The sequence below is a fragment of the Acinetobacter sp. T63 genome (assembly GCF_053852345.1).
In genome coordinates this window covers 2,507,525-2,522,052 of sequence record NZ_CM132659.1, presented here as the reverse complement: position 1 = coordinate 2,522,052, position 14,528 = coordinate 2,507,525, and the positions used below count along the sequence as shown (strand labels likewise).

Below are 14,528 nucleotides of genomic sequence, written 5' to 3'. Positions count from 1 at the left end.
TACCTTTAATCTATATTTCGCAACCTGCGCGAATCTGTGTAAACCTATTTTTAGGTGGGTGAATCCGTTTGAATTTACACCAAATTTTACACCATAATCAAAAAAAACAGTTTATGGTGTAAATTATGGGGTCAATTACAGCAAGGAAAGGTGCAGATGGGGAGCTTAGCTATCGTGCTGCAATTCGAGTTAATCGAAAGGGCTTTCCTACTTTTTCTGAGAGCAAAACATTTCATTCAAAAAAGATGGCTGAAAATTGGCTTAAGAAAAGAGAAGTCGAAATTCAAGAAAATCCTGATATTTTGCTTGGCAAAGAAAAGCTGATTGATCTGACCTTATCAGATGCCATAGATAAATATTTGGGTGAAGTCGGGAGCGAGTACGGAAGGACAAAGCGCTATTCTCTTCTCTTAATCAAGAAGCTGCCAATTGCGAGAAATATTATCACAAAAATAAAATCAGTACATTTGGCTGAGCATGTAGCTTTAAGAAAAGCGGGTATACCTAGTCTTGGGCTAGAGCCAATAGCTACCAGTACACAACAACATGAATTATTGCATATCCGAGGAGTCCTTGCTCATGCTGCGGTGATGTGGGAAATGGACATTGATTTAAATAGCTTTGATAAGGCTACTGCTCAGTTAAGAAAAACACGTCAAATATCCTCCAGTCAAAAAAGAGACCGACTGCCTTCAAGAGATGAATTGATTGCATTGACGAAGTATTTTGCAGAACGATGGAAGTTAAATCGTTATGGCTCTAAATACCCAATGCATTTGATTATGTGGTTTGCAATTTTCTCATGCAGACGTGAAGCTGAATTAACACGATTGTATCTTCGAGATTATGACCCACATCATTCAACGTGGAAAGTGCATGATCTAAAGAATCCGAATGGCTCTAAAGGCAATCACAAATCATTTGATGTTCTTGATTCTTCTAAGGAAATAATTAAGAGATTAAAGCATTCAGAAGTCCGTGACCGGATGCTGAAGCTTGGACATAATGAAAATTTGTTATTGCCTTTGAATCCCAAAAGTTTGGGTAAAGAGTTTAGAGAAGCTTGTAAAATTTTGGGGATTGAAGATTTACGATTTCATGACTTGAGACATGAAGGCTGTACTCGATTAGCTGAACAGAGTTTTACTATTCCTGAAATTCAGAAAGTAAGTTTGCACGATTCTTGGGGGAGTTTACAGCGTTATGTATCAGTGAAAGCGAGAAGAAATATATTACAGTTGGAGGAGGTGCTACGCCTCATCGATGAAACGTAGCAAAATCTTTGGATGCCTCTGAATATTGCTTATCAAAGACAGCGAGGGTGTAAATAATTCTGTGTAAATACAGTTTTAAAAATACTTGGTTACACGCTCTTCAAACATGATACTAAAGCGATTCATGGCAGCTTTCCAATTCTGAATAGGCATCGTCCATTTTTTGCTTGCTGCCATAATTGCTAAATATACCACCTTTTTCACGGAATCATCAGTTGGGAAGATTTTTCTTTTCTTGGTTGCATGGCGGATAACGCTGTTCAATGATTCAATCACCTCTGTTTTGTATAAGCCATTCACCGTTTCAGCCAGAGCATTATCGTATGAATCACCAGTTGTACCGACTGATGCTCGTAAATTTGCAGCTTCTAAACGATTGGTATAGCGAATAGAAAGATATTGAACACCTCTATCGGAATGATGAATCACATTCTTTGGCATACCTCGATCGTGCAATGCTTGCTCAAGTGCATCGAGTATCATATCTGTATTCATCCGTGTAGATACTTTCCATCCAACAATTGCTCGTGAGAACACATCAATAATAAAGGCGGTATAGACCCAGCCTGAATTTGTTTGAATATAGGTAAAGTCAGCAACCCACAAGTGATTAGGCTGATCAGCTCTAAAATTCCGTTTCACCAAGTCAGGTGCTCGTTTTTGGTCATCTCGGCTACGGGTGGTTTGTTTATTCTTACCTCGCCAGACACCTTGTATACCTAGCTTTTTCATTAATCGAGCAACAGTACAGCGTGCAATAATATAGCCTTCACGTTTCAGTTTTTGCCAGACTTTACGTACACCATACCGACCTGAACTTTCCTTCCAAATTCGTTTAATCTCCTCAGCATGATGCTCATCATGTAGATCTCGTTTCGCTCTCGATGTTCTGGATTTTCCTCGAGGTCTAAAGTCCGGTAATAGGTTGAAGGTGCGATCGGTAAAATTCTACAAATCGCCTCAACACCATATAACGCCTTATTGTTATGGATAAAATCCATCATTATTTGTGTGGGCGGTCGAGCTCCGCCTGGGCGAAAAAAGCGGCTGCTTTACGTAGAATTTCGTTAGCACGTTGCAGTTCTTTATTTTCGCGTTCGAGTTGTTTAATACGTTCTTGATCTGAAAGTTGCTGTACTTTAATTGGGTTTTGTTTATCTAAATATTTTTGATACCAAATACGTAGAGTTTCAGGCGTACAACCAATCTTAGGCGCAATAGCCGTGATCGCAGCCCAATTCGATGGATAATCTTTTTCGGATTCAATCAATAATTGAACCGCTCTATCTCTGATTTCAGGGGTATATTTTACTTTTTTCATCGGGACATTCTCTCAGAAAGTTTGGTCTCCGACAAACCCGGTACGGTTCAGTTCGTCAGGATGGAGCATCCATTAGGTTCCGATTATCTTTCGATTGGTTTACCCATTAAATTGTCTGAAATACCAGTCCAATATGTTAAAGCACCTCCTTTATTGGGGTGAGGATAAAGATAAAATTTTAAACCGTTTTGTTTCTGAAGATGAGTTGAAAGCTTTAAAGTGTAAAAATATCCTCCCGCAAGGCTAAAATAAAAGGCACCTTATGTGCCTTTTAACTTTTGGTTTTAATCATAGAAAACAGCAAACTCTTCGGCAGGAACACGTGGTGTATGCAATTGATTCACAACGTGAGTTTGGTCTGCGTAACCCAGGGCAACGGCGCAAACGAGTTCTTCATTTTCAGGAATGCCAAGCACCTTGACAACAATTTGATGAAATGGATTCCATGCAGCTTGTGGACAGCTATCAATTCCACGTGCTTTGGCTGCGATCATGACATTTTGAATCATCATCGCAATGTCCATTTTTGAGCCAGTTTCTAAAGTCGTGCTTAAAGTAAAAAATAGGCCTACGGGAGCATCAAATAGCTGATAATTACGTAAATGTTGCTGCTGCATTTTCTGCTGTTCACCTTTTTTAATATCTAGCAAACCGTAAAGTCCCCATCCGTTTTCACGGCGGCGCTCAATAAATGGCGACGTCCATTGCTCAGGATAATACTTAAACGTTTCTTGATAAAGGCTCGCAATTTCAGGCTGTTCAAAAATCTGGCTTTGTGCTGCACAGACCTGCTGAATCAGCTCATTGCGTTTTTGGCCAGTCACGACATACACTTTCCAAGGTTGAATATTGTTGCCTGAGGGTGCACGGCAGGCGATATTTAAAATATCTTTGATGGTCTGTGTATCAAGTGGGGTATTTTTAAAAGCACGTACAGAATGCCTTGAGGTAATGGCTTGATCCACCAAGGTATGTTGCTGCATTTGAAACTCCTTTTAATCTTCATATTTTGATTTTATGCGACTTTATAACTTTTATCAGTCCAAAACCTTGTGCATTGCTAGAAATAAAAATTGTACTAATTCGTGTTAGCATCAGGTTGTGTAAGGTGGATCTGTTTGAGGCCCGTATTCAACTTGTTGAGTAAGTGGATTGAACTGGCTAAATCATCTAATGAAAAGCCAGACATTGCTTGACGGTAGAACTGAAAAAATTGTTCCTGTAAGTCGAGCCAGCTTTGTTGTCCAGATTGCGTGAGCGCTACATTTTTAGCCCGTTTGTCTTGATGAGAGATGACACGCTGTACACTGCCTTCACGCTCTAATCGTTTTAAAACATTGTCTAAACTTTGCCGGCTAATCCCTAAATATTCGGTTAAATCAGAAAATGACATGCCTGCATCATTGAGGTGCGGGCGCGAAAGTGCACCCATCACTGCCCAATGCACGGGTGAAATACCGAGTTCATTTAAACATTGGCGATCGAGACTATTACCTACCTGAAATAATCGAAAAAACAGCCGATTATGAATCGTATATAAAGATGGATCGTAAATTCCAAGTTTTGAATCAGACATGGTGATTAAGCACATTTTCTATTGATATTTGCAGCTAGTATATCGGCTCAGAACATAAGTACAGCTATTTTTGAGCAAAATTCGCTGCCCGTTTTTCTAAAAACGCCTGTATGCCTTCAGCAGCATCAGCGCTTTGGCTGCATTCTACAAAGAGTTCAGCTTCCAATTCGAGCCCCTGATGGATATTTAAATCGGATGCGGATTGAACCGCTTGCATAATTTGCTGAATCGCTGCTGGAAATTGCATTGCCAATGAATCTAAATACGTTTTTCCGCTTTCAATCGGATCTTGCATGTCCACAATCTGATTTACTAAGCCGATGTTATAGGCTTCTTCTGCAGACACAATTTTGCCGCTGGCAACCATTTCAAGCGCTTTTGATACGCCAATTAAACGCGGTAAGCGCTGTGTTCCGCCATAGCCAGGAATTAAACCGAGTTTTATTTCAGGAAGCCCAAGACCGGCAGCAGGGCTGCAAATCCTAAATGTACAGGCCAAAGCCAGTTCAAGTCCGCCGCCCAAAGCCATGCCATGAATACTGGCCAGTGTTGGAAATTTTAATTCGTGTATTTGCTGGAATAAGGCCTGACCCGTTTGTATTTTATGCAGATGTTCTGCGGGACTTTTATTCAGTAATTCTGTGATGTCTGCACCTGCGCAAAAGGCTTTGCCTTCACCCGTGAAAATGGCTGCACGCAGATTCAGTGCTGAAATTTCGGATACGATTTCCTGTAATTTTTCAATCATATCTGCATTCAATGCATTTCTTGCTTCAGGGCGGTGCAATCGAATAACCGCAATATTGTTTTCATAGTGAAGTTCAGCAGGCATGTTCCATTTCCTTGGAAAATCAGATTTATAAAAAGCATAGGCTGAATCGCTTTTATGTCAATATCTAAATATAAATAAATTTAAAATAAGCCATTTATAAGGGTTTTATATTTATATATATGTAATAGCATTGACATAAAAAAAATCATTCACTAATCTAAGTTGGCTGTTTATTCAACAAGTTCGGGTTTTGATTTCTGTCAGAAATATCCAGAATGCAATTGGATGTGTATGGCTGACAGAGTGCTAAAAACAGTAATGAACTAAAACAACAATAACAATCAAGGAGTTGATTGATGAGTCAAGTCGATATGCAGAGTTTAGCGAGTGAAGCTAAATTCAACGGTTTTCATGCCAAAGTTTTAATGTGGTGTATGCTGATTATTATTATCGATGGATATGATATTTCTGTTGCAGGTGCAGCTTTACCTTCGATTATGGAACAAATGAATGTAAGTGCTTCAACGGCTGGATTTATGGCGAGTTCAGCGCTATTTGGAATGATGGTTGGCGCTATTTTTTTTGGTGGTCTTGCCGATAAAATTGGCCGCCGCCTCACCATTGCCATTTGTGTATTTTTATTCAGTGCTTTTACTGCGATTGCAGGTTTAACCAATGATCCCGTGACATTCAGTATTGTGCGTTTTATTGCGGGATTAGGCATTGGTGGCGTAATGCCGAATGTGGTTGCGCAAATGACGGAATATTCACCGAAAAAAGTGCGTAATGTCATGACCTCATTGATGTTTTCGGGTTATGCCGTAGGCGGAATTTTAGCGGCGGTTTTAGGCAAGCAGTTTATTGTGCAATATGGCTGGCAGGTGGTGTTCTATGCGGCAGGTCTACCAGTCGTTTTGCTGCCTTTTATCTTAAAATCTATGCCGGAATCTGTAGTTTATTTGGTGAAGCACAATAAACAGGCCGAACTGCGTAAGATTGCAGAGCAAATTGCACCGCAAGCACAATTCCCTGCGGATGCGGTTTTTGTCAATGGTTCATCAAATAGTAATTTAAAACCAACGGTGGGGCTGTTATTTAGTGACGGACGTGCTTTCAGTACTCTGATGTTTTGGGTGGCATTTTTTACCTGCCTGTTTATGGTTTATGCGTTAAGCACTTGGCTCACAAAGTTAATGGCAATGTCTGGCTATTCATTAGGTTCAGCACTTACTTTTGTAATCGCTCTGAATATTGGCGCAATTGTTGGTGCAGTCGGTGGTGGCTGGTTAGCAGATCGCTTTCACATTAAATGGGTGCTTGTCATTATGTATGCTTTGGGCAGTGTCTTTCTGTATTTAATGACCTTACCTATGCCGATTACCATGCTGTATTTCATTATTGCTGTTGTAGGCGCTTGTTCAACAGGTGCGCAAATCGTTGCATATTCATACTGCGGTCAATTTTATCCAAGCGTGATCCGTTCAACAGGAATTGGTATGGCATCAGGTGTTGGGCGTTTAGGAGCAATTGGCGCACCGCTATTAATTGGTTTTATTGTGACTTTAAATTTACCAATTCAGCAAAACTTTTTTGTGATTGCTTTAGCAGGTTTAATTGGCGCTGTTGCTTTATCTTTAATTAATCATAGACGTGCAGATATGGCGCAAGTACAGAGTAAAACCAATTTTAATTTAAAAGCTGAGGAAGCGTAAAATGAAAGCAGTGGTTGCTGTAAAACGTGTGGTTGATGCCAACGTTAAAGTTCGTGTTAAACCGGACAACAGTGGTGTTGACTTAACTAACGTTAAAATGTCAATTAATCCATTCTGTGAAATCGCAGTGGAAGAAGCGGTTCGTTTAAAAGAAAAAGGAACTGTTTCAGAAATCATTGTTGTTTCTATTGGTCCTAAAGAAGCCCAAGAACAGATCCGTTCTGCAATGGCGCTTGGTGCTGACCGCGGTATTCTGGTTGAAGCTGATGACAGCCAACTGGGTGCGCTGGAAATCGCTAAAATTCTGAAAGGCGTTGTTGACGCTGAACAACCACAATTGATCCTTCTGGGTAAGCAAGCAATTGATGATGACTCGAATCAGGTTGGTCAGATGCTTGGCGCTCTAATGGGTGCAGGTCAAGGTACATTCGCTTCTGAAGTGAAAGTTGAAGGCGATAAAGTACAAGTAACACGTGAAGTAGACGGCGGTTTACAAACTGTTGAATTGAACACTCCTGCAATTATCACAACAGATTTACGTTTGAATGAGCCACGTTATGCTGCTCTTCCAAACATTATGAAAGCGCGTAAAAAACCGCTGGACACTAAATCTCCTGCTGATTATGGCGTTTCTGCTTCAACTAAACTTAAAACAGTTAAAGTTGAGCCACCAGCAGAACGTAAAGCTGGTGTACAAGTGAAATCTGTAGATGAACTTGTTGAAAAACTTAAAAATGAAGCGAAAGTGATCTAATGCAGAAGGATAAAAAATCATGAGTATTTTAGTTATCGCTGAGCACGACAATAAAGCACTTAACGGTGCAACACTAAATGTTGTAGCTGCAGCACAAAAAATCGGTGGTGATATCACTGTATTGGTTGCTGGTTCTGGCGCTCAGGCAGTTGCTGACCAAGCGGCTAAAGTTGCAGGAGTAAGCAAAGTATTACTTGCTGACAATGCTGCATATGCAAACCAATTGGCTGAAAATGTAGCGAAGCTTGTTGCTTCAATTGGTACAGGTTATTCACACATTCTTGCGGCGTCTACAACGACGGGCAAAAACGTACTTCCACGTGCTGCAGCACTTCTTGATGTTAGTATGATCACTGACATTATCGCTGTTGAAGGTCCTAAAACTTTCAAACGTCCAATCTATGCAGGTAACGCAATTGCAACCGTAGAGTCTGGTGAGTCTGTTGTTGTTGCAACTGTTCGTGGTACAGCATTTGATGCTGTAGCAAGCGATGGTGGTGCGGCTAGCGTTGAAGCTGCTGCGTCTACTGGCGATGCGGGTCTTTCTAAATTCATTTCAGAAGAAATTGTGAAATCTGAACGTCCAGAATTAACCGCTGCACGCATCGTGGTTTCTGGTGGTCGTGGTGTGGGTTCAGGTGAAAACTATCACAAAATCCTGGATCCATTAGCGGACAAATTGGGCGCAGCACAAGGTGCTTCACGTGCTGCAGTTGATGCCGGCTTCGTTCCTAACGACATGCAAGTCGGTCAAACTGGTAAAATCGTTGCGCCTGAGCTATACATCGCTGTTGGTATTTCTGGTGCGATCCAGCATTTGGCAGGTATGAAAGAGTCTAAAGTGATCGTTGCGATCAACAAAGATGAAGAAGCGCCAATTAACGCAGTAGCTGACTACTGGTTAGTGGGTGACTTGAATACTGTAGTTCCGGAATTGGTGTCTCATATTTAAAGATATTTGATGACTTAAATTAAAAAGCCAGTCTGTATAAACAGGCTGGCTTTTTAATGGGTTACTATTAATTCAATTGAGCTAAATAAATGTATATAGACTGAGGTGAGTCAAATCTTAGTCTCGAGTGATCTCACTTACAGAATGACATCGCTAGATTAAAAAAAGCCTTTTTAAAGCGCATTTAACGCATCTTCAATATTTTGAACCATGTAAATTAGACGTGGCCCAATTTCATTTTCAAGCTTTTCTTGATTAACCAAATAGCTTGGTGCGCCGCAGTTAAAGACCAGTAAACCATGAATTGGATGTACCATAGGTACAGCAACAGAATTGACTTCTTTATGCCATTCACTCAAGGAAAGGCAATAACCATAGTTTTGATAGTCGTGAAATGCACGTTCTAGACCACGTTTCATCATTGGCCATTCATCTGGATGGCGTTTTGATAAGGCTTCCATAATGAAACTGCGTTCGTTTTCAGGCAGCGCAGCCAAACAGGCGCGACCCATTGCTGTATTGTGTAAAGGAATGGTCGAACCAATCGGGCGGCGCATGGTTAAATTTGACTCAGCCTGTACCACCTCTAAATACAGCATGTTTAAACGGTCACGCGTTGCCATCGCTACCGGCGCTTGCGCATATTTTGCCATTTCTTCCATATAGGGACGGGCATGGATGCGCGCAGAAATATTTGAAAGGGAAGCATACCCGAGTGCCAAAACACCAGTATCTAATGTGTATTTGGTTGAATTGGGTAATTGTTTTAAATAACCAAGGGAAACCAGTGTGTTGGTAATCCGTGCAATCGTAGGCTTGGGTAAGCCGGTTAATTGTGAGAGTTCTTGATTACCGAGAATTTGAGTGGTTGCGGTAAAACAGCGCAGAATTTCTAAGCCGCGTGCAAGAGAGGCAATAAATTGGGGATTATTTTCACGATGGATATGTGAAATTGGATCAAGGCGAATTTCATCTAAATTGATTTTTTTTTCTAATTGCTCAGGAGCAATCTCATCTTGATGATTCATAGTGTTGCATTCATTAGTCAAATAATATATTACGTATAATAACAATAAATTTCGCTATACAAAACTTTTTCAAGATTTGACTTGAAGATAGCTGTATAGCGAATTCTGTTATTTAGCCCAATGTCTATTTTAAAAATGCATTTAATTCAGCTGGGTATTTTCAATCACCATAGCCAAACCTTGTCCAACGCCAATACATAAGCTGATCACAGCATATTTTTTGTTGCGGCGTTTTAATTCACGCGCTGCGGTTAGGGCAAGACGCGCACCCGAGCAGCCCAATGGATGACCAATCGCAATAGCGCCACCATTCGGGTTGACCCGCGGATCATCAAACTCGACATTTAAACCTTTCAGACATGACAGAACTTGCGGAGCAAAGGCCTCATTAATTTCAATAATATCCATGTCATCTAAGCTGAGATTGGCACGTTTTAAAGCTTTATTGATGGCTTGAATAGGACCTGCACCCATGATGCGCGGCTCGATCCCTGACGATGCAGAGGCTAAAATTTTAGCCAGAGGGCGAATACCGTATTTTTCTTCGACACTTTCATTACCAATCAGCAGGGCTGCCGCACCGTCATTCACTCCGGAGGCATTTCCAGCAGTCACGACACCACCTTCAAATAAAGGCTTTAATTTTTGCAAAGCTTCAAAGTTGGATGCAGGACGCGGATGTTCATCTTCATTGACAATTTTCGGCGGCGCTTTACGGCCTTGCGGAACTTCAATCGCTAAAATTTCATCTTTAAAAAAGCCGTCCTGTTTGGCTTGTTCATATTTGGCCTGTGACGCTGCTGCAAAGCGATCGGACTCTTCACGGCTGATGCTATACGCTTCTGCAACATTGTCACCTGTTTCCGGCATGGAGTCATTGCCATATAGTTTGGTTAAGATCGGATTCGGAAAACGCGCGCCTATGGTGGTATCAAAAATTTTCGCCTCACGGCTATAGGCCGATTCAGCTTTGGCCAATACGAAAGGCGCACGGGACATGCTTTCGACACCGCCGGCAATATAAAGACTGCCTTCGCCGCAGTGTATGGCACGGGCTGCATCAACCACTGCGGCTAAACCGCTGGCGCACAAGCGATTGACCGTTTGCGCTGCAACACTGACCGGCAGCTCCGCCAGCAATAAAGCATGACGCGCTACATTTCTGCAATCTTCACCGGCTTGGTTGGTGTTGCCTAAAATCACTTCTTCGATATCTGCAGCATCTATGCCTGTTTTTTGCACTAAGGATTTAATCACCAAAGCAGCCAGATTGTCAGGACGGATGCTGGCAAGACTGCCTGCATGGCGGCCAATTGGGGTGCGTAAACCATCGTAAATATAAGCGTTCATCCTATTCTTTCCTTGAAGTTTTAATTTAAAAATTTATTGTTGATGCATCAGTGATACATTTAGTTTGCAGCGGCGCTGTAACCATGGGCTCGGGCGATAGCGCGGGTCGTGGCTAATGCTGGAGATGCGTTCCAGAATCCGTAATATTTTTTCTTTGCCAATCACATCACCCCATTCAATCGGGCCAAATGGATAACCCAGTCCAAGCTTCACCGCAGCATTAATATCTTCAACCGTGGCGATTTGCTGCTGTGCCATATCGCATGCCAAATTGACCACCATGGCAAGCACACGCTGCGAGACAAAACCAAGGCTTTCATCAATCACAAGGGTTTCGCAGTCTGGCTGGCTAAATAGATCCAGCGCAGCCTCAATCATTTGCGGTTTTGTGATGAGGCTAGGCATTAAAGTACGGCATTGTTCAAAATTGCCCAGCATATCAATGCAAACCACCTGTTCAGGATTGACCCCTAAACGCAGCGCACTGTGTGTTGCATCGTCACCATAATTGGCGATTAAAATTAAATCCTCGGCATCGGGTTGGATATTTGGATTAATCTGAATATTTTGTTGCGCTAAATATGCAGACAGCTTTTCAAAATCATCGTTAAATTCAGTGCTGAGCCAAACCGTTTTTAGGCCATGACGATTTGCTGCGTATTTTTGAATAACAGGAAGTTCTTGTTTGACTTGATCAATATATTTATAAAATCCTTCGTTTGTTTTACGCCCTAATTTTTTTCCGATCAGCATTTGCTGTGTTAATACATTTGGGCGGTAACGCGGCTCTTGATAATACTGGTTGTAAATCGATAGCATTACAGGGTGAGAAACGTCTAAGCCAGTGAGATCAAGCAGCTCAAATGGCCCCATTTTAAAACCCAGTGATTTTTTCAAAATAAGGTCAATTTCAGCAATTGAAGCGATATTTTCACTTAAAATCTTAAGCGCTTCAGTAGTATAAGCACGGCCCGCATGATTAATAATAAAGCCTGGAGTATCTTTAGTACGTACAGGGTGATGACCCATATTGCGGGAAAGTTCTGAGAGCTGTTCAATAATCTGTGTATCGGTATGTAAGCCTTGAATGATTTCAACCACTTTCATTAAAGGTACAGGGTTGAAGAAGTGATAGCCAACGACTCGTTCTGGATGCTGGCATTCTGCGGCGATTTCAGTAATGGACAGGGAGGAAGTATTTGACGCCAATATACATTGCGGACCAACAATGCTCTCAAGCTGTTTCATCAGCGTTTGCTTGATGTCTAATTTTTCAATAATTGCTTCAATAATCAAATCACACGAATGCAGATCTTGAATATTTGCAACAATATGTAAGTTGGATAAAGCTTGCTCACGTTCAGTTTGAGAAATTTTATTTTTTTCGACCAGTCGGCTGAAGGTCGCGGTTAATTTTTCATAAGCATTTTTCGCCGCATTGGGCTGTGCATCATATAAGTAAACCGGATGATTGGCTTGAATGGCAATTTGAACAATGCCAATTCCCATGATTCCTGCGCCAATTACGCCAATGTTGTTGATTCGTGCTTCCATGTTGACCTCAATCGCGTTTAATCAATGTTGCGCTGATGTTTGTTATTTACCTTGATAGTACGGTTTACGTTTTTCTAAAAAGGCTGCCATGCCTTCTTTTTGATCTTCAGTACTAAACAGCAATTGAAACGCTTTACGTTCAAGGGTCAGCCCAGCATGCAAAGGCACATCTTCACTGAGTAAAACCGTTTCTTTAATTTGCTCCAGGGCAATTGCAGGAAGCTTGGCAATTTGCTGCGCCATTTTATAAGCTGTATTTAAGGTCTCGGTATCCGCTGTGACTTGAGAAACCAGTCCCATGGCGAAGGCTTCATCTGCAGATACCAAGCAACCCGTCATAATCATGCGCATGGCTTGAAATTTGCCGACTGCACGGACTAGGCGCTGTGTGCCGCCCGCACCGGGCATAATGCCGACTTTGATTTCCGGCTGACCAAATTGTGCACTTTGACCTGCAATAATAATGTCGGCATGCATTGCCAGTTCACAACCACCGCCCAAAGCAAAACCGTTGACTGCGGCAATAATCGGTTTTGGGCAATTGGCAATGGTTTGCCAGTAGCGTTCATTCCGGCGTAAATACACGTCCATTGAACTGGCTTCAGCAAGTTCGGTTAAGTCGGCACCAGCAGCAAAAACATCATCGCCGCCCGTTAAAATAATCACGCGGATATCGTCATTTTCAACCTGCTCGGCAACAGCCTCGGCAAGCATTTTACGCACTTGTGTATTCAGTGCATTTCTTGCTTCAGGGCGGTTAATTTTTATTGTCGCTACTGCAGGAAGTGCATAATCAATCTGAACAACTTTATTTTGATTCACTTTTATAAATTCCGTATAGCAAAATTAAATTTACAAAACAATTTAAGTCAAATTTGTTCGTTGTTCAATCAAAATGGTAGTAAAAAATAAATTATCTTAAAAAAATCGAATTTTTGTAATTATTTTTATAAATATACACAAATTTAATTGTCAGAACAGGGTAATATTGATAATGTATTTCGCATAACGAAATTTAATACCTGTTTTGATAATTAAAGGAAGTCTCATCCTAAAAATGGACTAGGAGAAAAAATGATTCGTGACGAACAGATGTTAGAACAGTTGCTATCGACGCTTCGTGATTTTGTGCAAAATGTACTAAGACCGCTGGAGCATGAAGTTGATGAAACAGATGCGATCCCTGAACATATTGTGCTGCAAATGCGTGAAATGGGGCTTTTTGGTTTAACGATTCCAGAAGAGTTTGGTGGGCTTGGTATTACCATGGAAGAAGAAGTTCGTGTCGCTTTTGAGCTTGGTCATACTTCTGCTGCATTTCGCTCTTTAATCGGAACAAATAACGGTATCGGTTCAAGTGGTATTTTGATCGACGGTACGGAAGAACAGAAACGGAAATATCTGCCGCGCTATGCAAGCGGTGAAATTATCGGTTCATTCTGCTTAACGGAACCAGATTCAGGTTCAGATGCCGCAGCATTAAAAACGTCAGCTGTGAAAGACGGCGACTATTATGTATTAAATGGAACAAAACGTTTTATCACCAATGCTCCGCGTGCACAGACATTTACTGTAATGGCTCGCACCAATCCTGAAATCAAAGGCGCAGCGGGCATTTCAGCCTTTTTGGTAGAAGCTGGTACTGCAGGTTTGTCATTGGGTAAAATTGATAAAAAGATGGGTCAAAAAGGCTCTTATACCTGTGATGTAATTTTTGATAATTGCCGCGTGCATAAGGATCAGCTGATTGGTGGCGTTGAAGGCGTGGGCTTTAAAACGGCGATGAAAGTCCTTGATAAAGGACGTTTGCATATTGCTGCCTATAGCGCTGGTATGGCGGAGCGAATGCTTGATGATGCTTTGAATTATGCCATTGAACGTAAGCAATTCGGCCAGCCGATTGCAAATTTCCAGCTCATTCAAGGTATGTTGGCTGACTCTAAAACTGAAATTTATGCAGCCAAATGCATGGTATTAGATGCTGCGCGCCGCCGTGATTTAGGTGAAAACATCAGTACGGAAGCATCGTGCTCGAAAATGTTTGCAACAGAAATGTGTGGCCGTGTTGCAGACCGCTGCTTACAGATTCATGGTGGTGCAGGTTATATCAGTGAGTATTCAATCGAACGCTTTTACCGCGATGTACGTTTGTTCCGTTTATACGAAGGTACCACCCAGATTCAGCAGATTATTATTGCACGTGACATGATCAAAGCAGCGACTGCATAACATGAT

At 41.6% G+C, this 14,528-nt stretch carries 12 protein-coding genes, 1 pseudogene and 1 other annotated feature; of the genes and pseudogenes, 5 read left to right on the top strand and 8 right to left on the bottom strand.

All coding sequences use genetic code 11. From position 1 onward, the window contains the following. The first annotated feature begins 125 nt into the window (after nt 1–125). Nucleotides 126–1,274: a tyrosine-type recombinase/integrase gene (locus tag ACVLR6_RS12085; RefSeq protein WP_286422850.1), complete on the top strand. Its 1,149-nt coding sequence runs from the start codon at nt 126–128 to the stop codon at nt 1,272–1,274. Between the two features lie 75 nt (nt 1,275–1,349). Here ACVLR6_RS12085 and ACVLR6_RS12080 read toward each other — a convergent pair. From ACVLR6_RS12080 to ACVLR6_RS12065, 4 genes and pseudogenes are all read right to left on the bottom strand, one after another. Further along, nucleotides 1,350–2,595 (bottom strand): annotated as a pseudogene (locus tag ACVLR6_RS12080) (IS3 family transposase). Continuing rightward, nucleotides 2,204–2,320 (bottom strand) — a sequence feature (AL1L pseudoknot). (Overlaps the previous pseudogene by 117 nt.) A gap of 284 nt (nt 2,596–2,879) precedes the next feature. Next, nucleotides 2,880–3,578 carry a nitroreductase gene (locus ACVLR6_RS12075; RefSeq protein WP_455995315.1) on the bottom strand — a complete coding sequence of 233 codons (699 nt, stop codon included), beginning with the start codon at nt 3,576–3,578 and terminating at the stop codon, nt 2,880–2,882. A gap of 95 nt (nt 3,579–3,673) precedes the next feature. After that, nucleotides 3,674–4,171 carry a MarR family winged helix-turn-helix transcriptional regulator gene (locus ACVLR6_RS12070; protein ID WP_455995313.1) on the bottom strand — a complete coding sequence of 166 codons (498 nt, stop codon included), beginning with the start codon at nt 4,169–4,171 and terminating at the stop codon, nt 3,674–3,676. Between the two features lie 64 nt (nt 4,172–4,235). Then, nucleotides 4,236–5,003, bottom strand: a complete 768-nt coding sequence (locus ACVLR6_RS12065; protein ID WP_455995311.1) for an enoyl-CoA hydratase/isomerase family protein — start codon at nt 5,001–5,003, stop codon at nt 4,236–4,238. A gap of 296 nt (nt 5,004–5,299) precedes the next feature. On the opposite strand from ACVLR6_RS12065, the gene ACVLR6_RS12060 reads away from it, so the two are divergent. The 3 genes from ACVLR6_RS12060 to ACVLR6_RS12050 are packed head-to-tail and all read left to right on the top strand — an operon-like array spanning nt 5,300 to nt 8,361. Continuing rightward, nucleotides 5,300–6,655, top strand: coding sequence for an MFS transporter (locus ACVLR6_RS12060; protein WP_286422853.1), 1,356 nt, complete (start codon nt 5,300–5,302; stop codon nt 6,653–6,655). Between the two features lies 1 nt (nt 6,656). Beyond that, complete coding sequence (locus ACVLR6_RS12055) at nt 6,657–7,409, top strand: electron transfer flavoprotein subunit beta/FixA family protein (RefSeq protein ID WP_455995309.1); 753 nt, start codon at nt 6,657–6,659, stop codon at nt 7,407–7,409. A gap of 19 nt (nt 7,410–7,428) precedes the next feature. Then, entirely contained in the window at nt 7,429–8,361 is a 933-nt protein-coding gene (locus ACVLR6_RS12050) for an FAD-binding protein (protein ID WP_411687905.1), read from the top strand. 173 nt (nt 8,362–8,534) lie between these two features. On the opposite strand, the gene ACVLR6_RS12045 is transcribed toward ACVLR6_RS12050, so the two are convergent. From ACVLR6_RS12045 to ACVLR6_RS12030, 4 genes are all read right to left on the bottom strand, one after another. Further along, nucleotides 8,535–9,389, bottom strand: a complete 855-nt coding sequence (locus tag ACVLR6_RS12045) for an IclR family transcriptional regulator (protein ID WP_411689176.1) — start codon at nt 9,387–9,389, stop codon at nt 8,535–8,537. Between the two features lie 141 nt (nt 9,390–9,530). After that, on the bottom strand, nt 9,531–10,739 hold the full coding sequence (locus tag ACVLR6_RS12040; protein WP_168399028.1) for a 3-oxoadipyl-CoA thiolase: 1,209 nt from the start codon (nt 10,737–10,739) through the stop codon (nt 9,531–9,533). A 33-nt stretch (nt 10,740–10,772) separates the two neighbouring features. Continuing rightward, nucleotides 10,773–12,293 (bottom strand): 3-hydroxyacyl-CoA dehydrogenase, encoded by a 1,521-nt coding sequence (locus ACVLR6_RS12035; protein ID WP_455995307.1) that lies wholly within the window; start codon nt 12,291–12,293, stop codon nt 10,773–10,775. Between the two features lie 42 nt (nt 12,294–12,335). Continuing rightward, on the bottom strand, nt 12,336–13,115 hold the full coding sequence (locus ACVLR6_RS12030) for an enoyl-CoA hydratase (protein WP_411687901.1): 780 nt from the start codon (nt 13,113–13,115) through the stop codon (nt 12,336–12,338). 252 nt (nt 13,116–13,367) lie between these two features. On the opposite strand from ACVLR6_RS12030, the gene ACVLR6_RS12025 reads away from it, so the two are divergent. Continuing rightward, on the top strand, nt 13,368–14,522 hold the full coding sequence (locus ACVLR6_RS12025; protein WP_455995305.1) for an acyl-CoA dehydrogenase family protein: 1,155 nt from the start codon (nt 13,368–13,370) through the stop codon (nt 14,520–14,522). Nucleotides 14,523–14,528: the final 6 nt, after the last annotated feature.

Excerpts from the sequence above, each read along its gene's own strand:
- ACVLR6_RS12085 (WP_286422850.1), top strand. The coding sequence starts at position 126 with ATGGGGTCAATTACAGCAAGGAAAGGTGCAGATGGGGAGCTTAGCTAT.
- ACVLR6_RS12070 (WP_455995313.1), bottom strand. The coding sequence starts at position 4,171 with ATGTCTGATTCAAAACTTGGAATTTACGATCCATCTTTATATACGATT.
- ACVLR6_RS12050 (WP_411687905.1), top strand. The coding sequence starts at position 7,429 with ATGAGTATTTTAGTTATCGCTGAGCACGACAATAAAGCACTTAACGGT.
- ACVLR6_RS12055 (WP_455995309.1), top strand. The coding sequence starts at position 6,657 with ATGAAAGCAGTGGTTGCTGTAAAACGTGTGGTTGATGCCAACGTTAAA.
- ACVLR6_RS12060 (WP_286422853.1), top strand. The coding sequence starts at position 5,300 with ATGAGTCAAGTCGATATGCAGAGTTTAGCGAGTGAAGCTAAATTCAAC.
- ACVLR6_RS12075 (WP_455995315.1), bottom strand. The coding sequence starts at position 3,578 with ATGCAGCAACATACCTTGGTGGATCAAGCCATTACCTCAAGGCATTCT.
- ACVLR6_RS12040 (WP_168399028.1), bottom strand. The coding sequence starts at position 10,739 with ATGAACGCTTATATTTACGATGGTTTACGCACCCCAATTGGCCGCCAT.
- ACVLR6_RS12035 (WP_455995307.1), bottom strand. The coding sequence starts at position 12,293 with ATGGAAGCACGAATCAACAACATTGGCGTAATTGGCGCAGGAATCATG.
- ACVLR6_RS12065 (WP_455995311.1), bottom strand. The coding sequence starts at position 5,003 with ATGCCTGCTGAACTTCACTATGAAAACAATATTGCGGTTATTCGATTG.
- ACVLR6_RS12025 (WP_455995305.1), top strand. The coding sequence starts at position 13,368 with ATGATTCGTGACGAACAGATGTTAGAACAGTTGCTATCGACGCTTCGT.
- ACVLR6_RS12045 (WP_411689176.1), bottom strand. The coding sequence starts at position 9,389 with ATGAATCATCAAGATGAGATTGCTCCTGAGCAATTAGAAAAAAAAATC.